This is a genomic window from Marinifilum sp. D714 (assembly GCF_030851345.1).
Taxonomy (GTDB): domain Bacteria; phylum Bacteroidota; class Bacteroidia; order Bacteroidales; family Marinifilaceae; genus Marinifilum.
Window position 1 is genome coordinate 1 of the sequence record NZ_JALPNU010000044.1, and the last position, 11,888, is coordinate 11,888.

Below are 11,888 nucleotides of genomic sequence, written 5' to 3' on the forward strand. Positions count from 1 at the left end.
CAAATCCTCGGATTAAAACCCAAGGCAAAAGGATAAAACTCTGCACATCCTCTTCCCATACCCTCTACTTTAGTGGAGGGTTGTAAAAACACATCCCAAATCCTCGGATTAAAACCCAAAGCAAAGGGATAAAGCTCTACACATCCTTTTCCAATACCCTCTACTTTAGTGGAGGGTTGGAAACACACATCCCAAATCCTCGGGTTAAAAACCAAGGCAAAGGGATAAAACTCTGCATATCCTTTTCCCCTTACCCTCTACTTTTGTGGAGGGTTATAAAAGATAAAACCCGCACATCCTCTTCCCATACCCTCTGCTTTAGCTGAGGGTTCGAAAAGCTGAGGGTTGTAAAAACTGAGGGTTAAAAAAACAAAACCTTCACCCCATTTTCTCGTACCCTGTGCTTTAGCTGAAGGGTTTTAATAGATACCGAGAAAAATAATTAATAATCTTGTATAGAATATGTTTTGTTAATACATTTGAAATGATCGGAGGAATTTGGGAGTATTATTATCGTTTTAATTCCTTATAAAACAATCCTTTTTCTCCTGTTTTCCTCATTGACTAAGCTCCTGTAATATCATTTTATTGGAGATAATCACTAAACTATAACTTTACTTATAATGAAGAACATTTACCGAAAGTATCTCATCGTATTGAGTGCTGTTTTTATGGGCTTTGTATCATATGCCCAGGAAGAAAATATGGTGCTTAACCCTAGCTTTGAAGAGTATGAAGAATGCCCTCAAAGCTACACTTTTATGGATAAGACGCATAAGTTGATTCCGAATTGGACCTATCCATCCTTTACCACTCCTGATTATTTTAACGAATGTAGTAATGGAGAAGTAGGCGTACCCGATAATTTTGCAGGCTACAGCAAAGCCAGAACCGGCAAAGGCTACATGGGAGCCATTCTAAGTGGAAGCAATCGCAATTTCAGAGAGTATTTTCAAGGTACTTTAAGCTATCCTATGGTTGCAGGTCAGAAATATTGCGTTTCCTTTTGGTACAAATTGGCATCGGGAAGTAAGTTTGCCGTTGATCAGTTGGGCATCCATTTTTCGGAAACCCAAACAGCCAATGGCAATTCAAGCTTTTTAGATTTTAGAGCTCATCTCAGTAATAAAGAAGGCCTGTTTTTAGACAATACCGAAGAATGGGCCCAGTTCTGTATGGTATATACTGCCCAAGGTTACGAGGAGTACTTTATCGTAGGAAACTTTAAGAACTACGACAACACCAACTATGTGGTTACGGGTCGCGATACCAAAAACAAAAAAGGCAAATCCTACGCTTACTACTTTTTCGACGATTTTGAAATTCGTCCCTTGGTGGATTGCACCTCCTGCGCATGTGTTCCCAAAGGATTAGAAACCGTGGTGATTGATTCCTCTTATACAGGTGGTAAAAATCCGGTTACGGGCCAAATCACTAAAATCATAAACGATGGTGTGATTAGTTTGGGAATATCAGGCGGACAGCCTCCTTATAACATCGATTGGAGCAATGGAATCAAAAACAGCACAAAATTGACCAATCTGGAAGCGGGCACCTATACCTATCACGTAAGTGACCAAAACAATTGCCACTCGCAAGGAAGCATTACTTTTATCGAGCCTGAATTGCCTGAAGATTTGTTTTCCGAAGAGCTTAAACAAATTGAAGAAGGGGCTGCACTTGTTCTAGACAATATCTTTTTTGAATTCAACAAAAGTACACTTCTACCCACTTCCTTTGAAGAGCTCGACAAGGTGGCCAATTTCTTAAACGAAGGAATTGTTAGCCAGATTCAGATCAGTGGACATACCGATAGCAAGGGCTCTGATGAATTAAACAAGGGTTTAAGTCAGCGGCGCGCCGAATCGGTGGTGAACTACCTTGTTGGCAAAGGAATCGATCCTAATAGAATGAAAGCTGCTGGCTACGGAGCTTCAAGACCCATTGATACCAACCAAACCGATGACGGACGCTCGAAGAATCGCCGTGTTGAATTTTTAGTACTAAAGAAATAAGCCCCTACAAATGAACTCCAAAAAAATAAATATACTCATCCTATTCATGCTCATCTCATTGCTTGGCATGGCGCAAAATCCCAAAAGAATCTACAACAATTCTTTATTCAAGGGCATGGAAGCTCGTGCGAAAGCCGATATCGATAATGATTTGGCTAAGGCGAAAGAAAATTTTGAGAAAGTGTTGGCAAAAGAGCCTGAATCGGCAATGGCAAATATAGGTCTGGCTGCCGTTTACGCTTTCGATAAATATTCTGGTAAAGATTACTTTAATGCCTTGGCATATTTTCAGAAAGTATACGAAGCACAGCCTAAGTTTACCGATAGCGATAAAGAGATTTTAAATGAATGGTTTACCAAACAAGACAAAAGACGCAAAAACAGACCCATAGATAAAAACATGGAATGGGAATGTCAATACCTCGAAGACAAGTTGATTAAATTCGTGAGGGAGGAGAACAATGCCGATCATGCCAAGAGGTTCCTGAAAGAATTTCCCGATTCGAAATACTACACCAATGTGGCCCACATCTTAACCTACATTAAATTTCGCGAGGCCGAGAAGCAAAACTCGGTGGATGCCTACAATCAGTTCCTAAATGATTATCCTGAATCGGCTCAAGTGAATATCGCAACAAAACTGCGAAATGATTTGGCCTATAAAATTGCGATCCGTAAAGGTACATTGCAAGACTTGCGCGATTTTGTGACCAATTATCCCAAGGCGCGACAAGTAATTGAGGTGAAGAGAAGCATGGCAGACATGGCCTTTAAAGAGGCAGCCGCCAAAAAGACATTGGAGGCCATTGACAATTACATTGCCGACTTTCCCAATTCACCCAAAACAGCTGCAGCCAAATTGTTAAAGAAGCAATTGCTTTTCGAATGGGCCAAAAGTGTAAAAAGCCTGGAGGCGTACAACCAGTTTGTGTCTTTATACCCCGAAGGAGAACAGTACATCGATATTTTTAATTTGAAAGCCAACATTTTGGGCGACGAGATTTTGAAAGACTTTCCCGAGGTAAATTACCTCTTTGTAAAAGGATTCGACAATCAGGAGTTCAAGGATTTTGGCGGTGGAATTGCTACACGCCCCAATGGAGAATTGGTGGTGGTTTCGGCCACACCCAAAGCCGAAGGCGAAATGTATGATTCCTGGATTTTAGGCCTGGATGCCAATGGAGAAATGCTCTGGAATAAGATTTTGGGAAATCCTTTTGACGACTTGGTAAATAAGGTGAGCATCAATGCCCAGAACGAAATTTATGTGGCAGGCATTACCAACGCCATTGTGGATAGTGTGCCAGGTCAGGCATGGATTTACAAGCTAGCCGCCAACGGACAAAATGTATTCAACCAGAAAGTGAGCATGGCTGAGGCTCTCGATTTTGTAGTGTACCCCGACAATCAAATTCTAATTGCCGGCTATACCCAAAACCCCGAAGACTCCTTGTTCACGCCTGCTTTGGTGAAGCTAAATGCCAATGGCAAAAAACTATGGTCGCGCAAGTATACCAACAAGGGCAAAGTATATGCTTTGGCTAGTGATGATGCTTCGAACACTGCTTTTGCTGCAGCCGGAAACTGGATTTTTGCCATAGATGAAGCAGGTTATTTACAATGGGACATTCTATTGCCCGAGAATCAGCAGGCCACTGCCGTGGGTATGAATGCCAAAAAGCAAGTTCTCTTTGCAGGATCAACAGCCAATGGGGCCTTTGCAGCAGCCTACGACAGCTCTGGTAAAAAGCTTTGGGAATCGCCCCTAAACCTTACAGGCGATGGCATGCCCGAGCATCTTGTGGCTTTGGCCGATAACAGTTTCGTTCTTGCTGGTACCTACAATCACAAAATTAAACTGGTACAGATTGATGATTCGGGCTCTGTAAAAAGCGAAAAAGAATTCAGCTTGCCTCAAGGCGTAAAACTAAACGATATCTCGCTTACCGATGGCAATTCTGTAGCCATTAGTGCTACCCGATTGGGGGATAAAGCCGATTTGATTGTATTTAAATTGAGCTTTTAAAGGATTTAGACTTCATAGATAAGGGCAAGCCAAAAGCTTGCCCTTTGTTTTTTGTAGAGATATGAAAGATCTTAAAGTTTTAATTGGCTCACGATTTAAATACTACAATAAAAATATAGTAGTATAAATATTCTACTAAGTTCATCACATTTTATATTTTTACAAACTCATTTCTTAAACAAGAAACAAGTTGTCCACGGCTTTCGGGTTTCATTAAATTTCAGTATTTTAAGTGTAGCTGAAATTGTTTGTATCAAATTCACACTATAATTAGGAATGAATAACAAGTACATTACAAACTCATTAAAAGGATTAAAAAGAGATAAAAATCAAGATGATGTATATATCGTTTGTAACGATATATATGAACTCTATGTCCTATTTGATGGGGTTAGTTCATTACCAAACAGTCATCTTTTTATTAAAAATTTTAAACTAGAGTTAGATTCTCTATTAAAAAGACATAAATTTTCTTTAAACCAGCTTACTGATATCTTTTTTCATTGCAACAAGAAAGTTACCAACTCTAGAGTTGAAGGAATGAGTACGTACACTGCTTTATATATTGACAAAGGAGAAAATTTATCTTTTTATTCAAGCATTGGAGATTCAAGACTTTATATTTATTCCAATCAATTCATAGAACAAATAAGTAATGATGATTCATTAGAAGGTTCAAAAAATATTATAACTAAATGCCTTGGTATGGATAATTTAGAGGTCTCAGATTTTAATTTTTACAATGTTGAATTTAACTCTAACTTTTTAATTTGCACTGATGGATTTTATGATTTAATGAATGACAACTTAGAGGAATTCTTCGATTCTCTAAACTTTAAACATTTAAAGAACACCAAAAGGAAACTCGAATCACTCTCTATCAATAAAAATAATGATGATTCAACATACATTATAATAAAGAAATGAGATTTAAGTCGGAAATAGAACTAGTTGAAGTTTTAAAGGAAACCCTTAAGAGAACTTACTCTAAAGAAAACATTGAACTAATCGATGAAGTTTCTTTAGGGTATGGAATTGCTGATGTTGTTGTATGTAATTTAGTAACTCCAAAATCTCACTTATCAAGAGTCAAACACATCCTAAATAGCTTTGACATTAACATATACAACCTGATATTAAATGAAAAGGAAATATCCTTTGATGATATTATTGAAATAACTAGAAATTCTAAAAAGAGAATAGCTCAAACTCTGGAAATACTTATAGAATGTCAATATATATCGCTTAAAAATGACCTATTCTCTATACAAAAAGATTATCAACTAGTTTTCGAAAATAGTTTTGCAATTGAAGCTAAATTAAAAAACTGGAAAAGAGCTCTACAACAAGCATACAGATATAAATGGTTTGCTGAGTATTCTTATGTTGTATTAGATGCATATTATGCAACCTCTGCAATTAAAAACATTGATTTATTTAAAAAATACAATGTGGGTTTAGCAACCATTTCTACAAATGGTGATTTAATAAGACACTTCACACCATTGCTAGAAAAACCTTTTGATCCAAAAATGCAAATACTACTTTCCGAACAAATTAAGACTAATCAAGAAGTCTTTAGGTAAGTTTTCCAAACACTTAAATGATAGTTACTACTTTCATTATCCAAATACACATGTTTTGATTCCAACATTTTGTAAATCTCAATTGCATTCTTAATAAGACTTAATACATGCTTTTTTCTTCTTTTTAAATCTGAGATTGATGAAATTTCCTGAAAAAGTCTAGAAATAGCTAACAAATTACATTTATTTATATCTGGTCTGTGAATATTCCAATTATAACCATCCTTTAAAATAACTTCAGAAAATATATTCTTTTCATTCTTCACTAATTTTAAATTTCCTGTTCCTTTAATAAGCGTAATGTGCTCTGCTCGCACCATATTCAATAATTTTTCAGAGAAATAGTACCCTTTTGATGGCCCCCCTGAGCTGTTATTTGTAAATCTTGAAATATCAAAATTTCGCAAGTTCTCATATGAACCAATTGTTAAATAGTCAATATCTGTTTGTGCTAAATAAATTATTGCATCCCAATTTGCATAAGCATAGATGGTTTTGAACGATTGTAACTTTAAAGTTTTTAATACAGTAGACAAGTTCCTAATTACCTTTATATCGGTGGTTATCTTTTTCCTGAACTCTGGCTTCGTTTCACACACAACAAAGTAACCATCGAAATTCATATCCATATCTGTACATGCAAATAAGATTTCTTCAACTTTCTCCTTATCAATTATTATGTGATTTGCAAAAGGAAGCGTCATGTAATATTCTTCATCTTCTTCTTTTAAAGTCTTAATATACTTATTGATAGTTTTAATCAGATATATAATATCTTCCACTTTTTCATTTTCATAAAAATTTGGAATTATAATCTTCTTAAACCCATTATCCTGTTGAAACTTAATAGCTTTTTTTACACAAGTTTCAAAATAAACACTAGTAACATCATTTTCTTCACAATTCGCTGGATGAAAATCAAATTCAGATAACTTTCCTTTTTCAATATTTGAACTTTCCTTCTTGCCATAAAACTGTAAATCTATCATTGACAGATCCAAAATTGGCTTTAATAACTTTTTAGCATCATAGTGTATTCCATGAGTAAATGCTGTAATAAGAAAAGCATCGCCAATGCTATTTTGCATGTATGTTTCAACATTCCAATTTGAGTTGTGTCCTAAAACATGAGTAATCTTCATAATTATATCAGCTTAATTAGTGAATCAATTGTTCTTGGTCTCTCAGATGGGTTAACCTTAAATACGGCATTACAAAAAATATCTATTTTTTCACTTCCTGAAGAAACTTTAAGGTTACCATTCTTATATTTTAATCCTATCTCTTCTCGACCATTACCAAAAGGAAGTTTGCCTGTGTACAGCTGAAATGCTATAACTCCAATACAGAAAAAATCCGTCCTATAAGAAATCAATGACTTCTTCCCTGCATATTGTTCTGGACTACCATATATGTAGGTTAATGGTTGTCCTCCACTCACAGTTATACTCTCATCATCCAAAGCCCTTGCAATTCCAAAATCTAATATAACAGGCGTTCCATTCTTTCTAATTCTAATATTAGCTGGTTTTAAGTCCCGATGAATATATCGAGCCTCCCATACTGGTTTAAGAGATTGAATGATCTCTTTTATTAATCGACATACTTTTGTCTCATCTCCAAGATATTGACCTGAAATTTGAGACAGATCATTTCCATCAATAAATTCTTCTAATATTACAGTTTCACCGTCATAACTCTTTACCTCAAATATTCGCGGAATCCCAGCATTTTGTTTGAACTCCTCACATATTTTGAGTTCACGGATAAATCTCTCATCTGCAACTTTTATGACTTTCAATGCATAAAACTTCCCATCAATTCTAACCTTATATACTGTTTTCTGTCCTCCACAAATTGCTCTTGAACATTCTGTAATATTGAAATGCTCTAGAAATTCTCTTGTTAATGAAACAATTGGCATCTTGTAAATTTTAAAATTTATATCCTATTCACTAAAACATTGCCCTATGCCACTCCAAAAACTCCCTCTTCGGCAACCATTTATCAGGCAAGATCATTTCCTGTCCTTCCAGGTTTCCGAAATGGGTTTGGTAATATGTTTTGGTGCAGTGTTCTTTCAGGTTTGTTGAGAGGATGAGTCGGTACTCCTCATCGAAACTAATTAGGTGTTGGTCGAAGGCCTTGTCGTAAAGTGCCGAAAGGCAAATGCCATTTTCGGGGTTCAGGCGTTCGGCTTTGTTTTGTGCCCATGGCAAAATGTGGCTGGCTATTAATAGCTGTGGCAAGTCAATGCCTGTTACCGCACATTTGCTGTGGTAGTTGGTAAGAATCATTTGGCGGAAAAAGTTTTGGTTTACCCGCGTTTTCACATATCGTTCTTTGGTTTCTCCCACCAAACTATTGGCTTCTGGCAATTCTACTTCGTATTTATTTTCCAGGCATAGTCCTTCGCGTTCGGCCAGTATCTTTTCACTTTGGTATATTAGGCCTTCCCTGTCGTTCTGGAATTTTTCGAAAATCTCCTCGGTTGCTTTACCTGCATTGGCATGTCCTTTTTTACCCGCTCTTTTTACTGCGGGGTCTAAACTCGCCAAGTTTGATAACTTAAAACTTACCGCACCTGGAGTTCTTCCAATAATATTTGCCAACTCAATTATATGAGGATTTTTGGGAGTTATCTTCCGATACTCTGTTTTCAAATAGAGGTTAAAAGCGAGAATGAGTTCTTCCTCATTCCAGTTTGGGTTACGCATAAGTAATGGTCATTGTGGTTCGGGTTATGTCAAAAGTAATAAAATTATACCAATGATTTAACATTCGCAATTACATTCTTGTTATCAGGCATTAATCTTTTTCCTGTTCTCACCCTTTGTTCGAAATCAGACAAATAAAAATACCCGATACTCTTTTTATGTTTGTCGCCATACCTCCACCCCTTTCCCCTTCCATTTTAAGCCCTGTACCCGCTAGTCTGTCTTTTGTTCTCGCTCCTTTGTCCTGTTCCGCTGCTTCCCAGTTGTTTGTCGGCGGCGGAAAGCTTCAACCGAGCAGCGACAAGCCTTTGGCTAAGGCCGACAAGCCTCTGGGAAATGACGACAAGTCTCTGGGAAGTGGCGACAAGCCTTTGGGAAACGACGACAAGTCTTTGGGAAGTGGCGACAAGCCATTGGGAAATAACAACACATGGTTCTGAGGTAAGGTTAAATACAAGACCATCTGTCATTACTACATGATAGCCCAAATACCAATTCTAAACAGCCTACAATTATTAAACATTAAGTCGTTCTACACAAAAACAGATACTCCCATTGCAAATTGCACTGTAATTTATACCACATTATATACCAAAAACACAATCACAGCACAACAAAACGCTAAACTACCAGCATTTACTGCACATTCACTAACTTTTTAGTTGTTTGACATAGTTTTTGTTAATGAATTATTAATTTTCCATAAATAAAAACAATAATAGACATAAGCCCAGTATTTACTTGGGATACAAAAGAATTAACATATTTTAACATATTAGTTTCTTATGATTTTATTGGTTTTCTAAAGTCAACTTAGTAATTTTCCTACTGTTAATCCTTACTTAAACTTGTGAATATGGGACAATCTAGATCTTATAGCGGTACCGACGCTAATTTTATTATTGACTCAGGTCAGAAAATTAATCTCATCAAAGAAAAGCATGATGATTTTATGGCATTCTCGCCACACTTCACATCAGAAACTTTGGCTGAATTGGATAGTTTGTATACAAAAGCCAGTAATATTCCATCGGATCATACCTATATCGACATTCAGGCCAAGGCCACCGAGAATGTAAATAAGGAATTGGCAGCATCGGGTAAATTTTTCCAAAGGTGCAAGTTCGACATCGAAATGGCATTCCCTAACGATAAAAAGGTATGGAATCAGTTTGGTTTTAATGATTACGAAGAGGCACGCCGAAGTGGCAAGTTGATGTATCTTTTCCTAACCGATTTCGACATGATTGCCAACAAGTACAAAGCCGAGCTAAGCGCAAACGGATGGACTGAGGAAACTTTTTCTGCAATTCTGGCACATCGCGATAAGCTAAAAGGCTTTATGGATGAGCAATCGGATTGTATTTTGAAACGTAATCGTGCCACCGAAGAGCGTACCATCGCCCTGAATGCTTTGTACGAAAAGCTGGCCATCTATTTTAAGGCCGCACGCATTATGTACGAAGATGACCCGGATTTATTGAAGTGGTTTAAGTTTCCGGCAGCCACTCCGAAAGCCACGAAGGAAGAGGAAGAAGGCTCGGAAGTAAATGAAGAAATTATAAATGAAACGGAATAGTATTTCCGGTTGAACCTTTTTAAACTTTGATGCATTAAGTTAATGGTAATTTTTTTACATCTGGTTTATCCCCAATGCCTTTGGTTTTGGGGAATTTTTTTGTCCCTCAGGCTAGAGTCCGAGGCAATGGGATGAACTGCACAGGTCTTTTTTCTATTCTCCACTGTTTTAACAGGGGGTAAGGACCAAAGGGATGAAGGTTTTCACAGAATGCTCCGGGTTGAAACCCGAGGCGAAGAAAAAGCCTCATCTCTTCTGTTTGCATTAGGGCAACTAAAAACAAACCCCAAATCGCAATGATTTGGGGTATTTATTTTTAAACCATCGGCATGAAACCGAATTCCATTAATTTGTAATTACCGATTTTGATTTAACAGTCATTGGAATGTTCATGCCTTCGGGCATTTGTTCGCTGGCTTTCAGCTCTGTGTTTCCACTTAGGTTCTGAACAATGGTGGCATCTATAATCCAACCGGTTTTTCTATCAACTTTTATGTCCGAAGTCAAATTTCCGTCCAATAAAATTTTCATGTCCATGCCATTTTGCTTCACAAATGGGGAGTTGGGATTGCTAAGCATGTTGCCTTCTCCATGAATCAGGAAATACTCGGTATTGGCAGCCTTTAGTTCGAAATTGGTAGTTAAGTGAACCGACGTTCCTGCCTCGATATTGGTTTCGGTGGTCCATTTCTTGCCCAATTTTACTTTTTGCTCCGGGTAAATGGCGGTGATCTGCTCAAAACTTCCTTTAAAAGCCTTTGCTCCATAGGATTTTTTCAGCTGAGCCAATATTTGGTCTTTCTGTTGTTCTGTAAGATCGAACCCCTCGAACAAACTACCAAAAAGATTATCGATTCCTTTGATGTCGACCACCTTTCCGTTTTGGCCCATAATCATTTTAAATGGCTTATCAACCATTCTCGATAGCATGGTTGACATGATATCTTGTTCGCTAGGATTTTTAGAGCTAAATGTGCTTTTTCCCTGTGCACTTTCCATTTCCATCTCTACGCTGGTGTACTTCACCTCCATATCGTACTGATCCTTTTCAGCTCCCATTACCTTAAAGACATAATCCCCTTTAATCACCATCCCAATTTCGATTGGCATGCCGTTAAAGTTTTGGGTAATGGTCATTTCTGCATTCGACTTCTGAATGTACTCCTTCCCCACTTCAAGATTTAAAGCCAGTTTGTATTTTTGGGCTTGTACACATAGTGCAGCACTTAGGATAAAGGCTAGTGTTAGTAATTTCTTCATTTGATTAGTATTGGTAGATAATTTAATTATTGTTTAAAAGTACATTCATTTCTCGATTTATGGATGAATTATCTGTTTTATTTTTTAGGGATAGGCATATTGTGCATTCTTAGGAAGGAAAGTTTATCCCAATAGCCGCGTTGAAATTTAATTTTGCCATCGAGTATCTGAAAGAATCCACAACCTCGAAGTCCCAGTGGATCTTTCCATTCGAGTATAACCCAATCGCCATCTTCGAAGATATTTTCTACAATACAAGTCATTTCGGCCGCCGCCAATTCTTCGGTAAACATTTTACGAATGGCCTCCTTGCCCTCTACAGGCTCATTGGCCACCTGGTGGTTAATGGCATCGGGGTGGTAAAATTCTGCAATCTGGTTTACATCGCCTTGGTTAAAGGCCTCTACCCATTTTTGTATGGTTTGTTTTGGTGTCATGATGTGTTTATTTGCTTACGCCCTTTCAGGGCTTTGTTTCAATTACATTTCATATTCATAGGGCGCTGCCCTATGCTATTGCTATTATCCTTTCAGGGTAAAATATTTTCTTACATCGAGAATGAGCTACAATTTTGAAATTGCCCTGAAAGGACTAGAACAATAGCGATGGATAACGCCCATCGGTGAATCCAAATCCAACACAATTAGCCCTGAAGGGGCGTGAGCGGAATTCCAATTATTTCATTTTGTGCTAGCGCCCTTGCAG

11 protein-coding genes are annotated in these 11,888 nt (G+C 37.4%); 6 read left to right on the plus strand and 5 right to left on the minus strand.

What is annotated here, in order from left to right; genetic code table 11:
- Nucleotides 1-623 precede the first annotated feature (623 nt).
- From M0051_RS19250 to M0051_RS19265, 4 genes are all read left to right on the plus strand, one after another.
- Nucleotides 624-2,015, plus strand: coding sequence for an OmpA family protein (locus tag M0051_RS19250; protein ID WP_306743202.1), 1,392 nt, complete (start codon nucleotides 624-626; stop codon nucleotides 2,013-2,015).
- A 10-nt stretch (nucleotides 2,016-2,025) separates the two neighbouring features.
- Entirely contained in the window at nucleotides 2,026-4,041 is a 2,016-nt protein-coding gene (locus M0051_RS19255; protein ID WP_306743203.1) for a hypothetical protein, read from the plus strand.
- A 276-nt stretch (nucleotides 4,042-4,317) separates the two neighbouring features.
- Nucleotides 4,318-4,968, plus strand: a complete 651-nt coding sequence (locus M0051_RS19260; RefSeq protein ID WP_306743204.1) for a PP2C family serine/threonine-protein phosphatase — start codon at nucleotides 4,318-4,320, stop codon at nucleotides 4,966-4,968.
- A complete protein-coding gene (locus M0051_RS19265; RefSeq protein WP_306743205.1) occupies nucleotides 4,965-5,627 on the plus strand; it encodes a hypothetical protein in 663 nt (220 codons plus the stop codon). The genes M0051_RS19260 and M0051_RS19265 overlap by 4 nt, the downstream gene beginning before the upstream one ends.
- On the opposite strand, the gene M0051_RS19270 is transcribed toward M0051_RS19265, so the two are convergent.
- Genes M0051_RS19270 through M0051_RS19280 form a run of 3 tightly spaced genes read right to left on the minus strand, consistent with a single transcriptional unit; the run spans nucleotide 5,609 to nucleotide 8,344 of the window.
- Nucleotides 5,609-6,715: a hypothetical protein gene (locus M0051_RS19270; protein ID WP_306743206.1), complete on the minus strand. Its 1,107-nt coding sequence runs from the start codon at nucleotides 6,713-6,715 to the stop codon at nucleotides 5,609-5,611. The two genes, M0051_RS19265 and M0051_RS19270, sit on opposite strands and share 19 nt — an antisense overlap.
- 56 nt (nucleotides 6,716-6,771) lie before the next feature.
- Complete coding sequence (locus tag M0051_RS19275) at nucleotides 6,772-7,551, minus strand: serine/threonine-protein kinase (protein WP_306743207.1); 780 nt, start codon at nucleotides 7,549-7,551, stop codon at nucleotides 6,772-6,774.
- Between the two features lie 31 nt (nucleotides 7,552-7,582).
- Complete coding sequence (locus tag M0051_RS19280; RefSeq protein ID WP_306743208.1) at nucleotides 7,583-8,344, minus strand: HNH endonuclease; 762 nt, start codon at nucleotides 8,342-8,344, stop codon at nucleotides 7,583-7,585.
- Nucleotides 8,345-8,652: 308 nt separating this feature from the next.
- Between M0051_RS19280 and M0051_RS19285 the strand changes: the two genes are divergently transcribed.
- Both M0051_RS19285 and M0051_RS19290 read left to right on the plus strand, forming a co-directional pair.
- Complete coding sequence (locus tag M0051_RS19285) at nucleotides 8,653-8,784, plus strand: hypothetical protein (protein WP_306743209.1); 132 nt, start codon at nucleotides 8,653-8,655, stop codon at nucleotides 8,782-8,784.
- Between the two features lie 416 nt (nucleotides 8,785-9,200).
- Nucleotides 9,201-9,923 (plus strand): hypothetical protein, encoded by a 723-nt coding sequence (locus M0051_RS19290; RefSeq protein WP_306743210.1) that lies wholly within the window; start codon nucleotides 9,201-9,203, stop codon nucleotides 9,921-9,923.
- A gap of 345 nt (nucleotides 9,924-10,268) precedes the next feature.
- Here the strand turns inward: M0051_RS19290 and M0051_RS19295 are convergent, their stop codons facing one another.
- On the minus strand, nucleotides 10,269-11,183 hold the full coding sequence (locus M0051_RS19295) for a DUF6263 family protein (RefSeq protein WP_306743211.1): 915 nt from the start codon (nucleotides 11,181-11,183) through the stop codon (nucleotides 10,269-10,271).
- Between the two features lie 77 nt (nucleotides 11,184-11,260).
- Nucleotides 11,261-11,620: a nuclear transport factor 2 family protein gene (locus M0051_RS19300; RefSeq protein ID WP_306743212.1), complete on the minus strand. Its 360-nt coding sequence runs from the start codon at nucleotides 11,618-11,620 to the stop codon at nucleotides 11,261-11,263.
- Nucleotides 11,621-11,888 lie beyond the last annotated feature (268 nt).

What these genes read in the sequence shown, in the direction of transcription:
- M0051_RS19250 (WP_306743202.1), top strand. Translation starts at nt 624, where the DNA reads ATGAAGAACATTTACCGAAAGTATCTCATCGTATTGAGTGCTGTTTTT.
- M0051_RS19255 (WP_306743203.1), top strand. Translation starts at nt 2,026, where the DNA reads ATGAACTCCAAAAAAATAAATATACTCATCCTATTCATGCTCATCTCA.
- M0051_RS19260 (WP_306743204.1), top strand. Translation starts at nt 4,318, where the DNA reads ATGAATAACAAGTACATTACAAACTCATTAAAAGGATTAAAAAGAGAT.
- M0051_RS19265 (WP_306743205.1), top strand. Translation starts at nt 4,965, where the DNA reads ATGAGATTTAAGTCGGAAATAGAACTAGTTGAAGTTTTAAAGGAAACC.
- M0051_RS19270 (WP_306743206.1), bottom strand. Translation starts at nt 6,715, where the DNA reads ATGCAAAATAGCATTGGCGATGCTTTTCTTATTACAGCATTTACTCAT.
- M0051_RS19275 (WP_306743207.1), bottom strand. Translation starts at nt 7,551, where the DNA reads ATGCCAATTGTTTCATTAACAAGAGAATTTCTAGAGCATTTCAATATT.
- M0051_RS19280 (WP_306743208.1), bottom strand. Translation starts at nt 8,344, where the DNA reads ATGCGTAACCCAAACTGGAATGAGGAAGAACTCATTCTCGCTTTTAAC.
- M0051_RS19290 (WP_306743210.1), top strand. Translation starts at nt 9,201, where the DNA reads ATGGGACAATCTAGATCTTATAGCGGTACCGACGCTAATTTTATTATT.
- M0051_RS19295 (WP_306743211.1), bottom strand. Translation starts at nt 11,183, where the DNA reads ATGAAGAAATTACTAACACTAGCCTTTATCCTAAGTGCTGCACTATGT.
- M0051_RS19300 (WP_306743212.1), bottom strand. Translation starts at nt 11,620, where the DNA reads ATGACACCAAAACAAACCATACAAAAATGGGTAGAGGCCTTTAACCAA.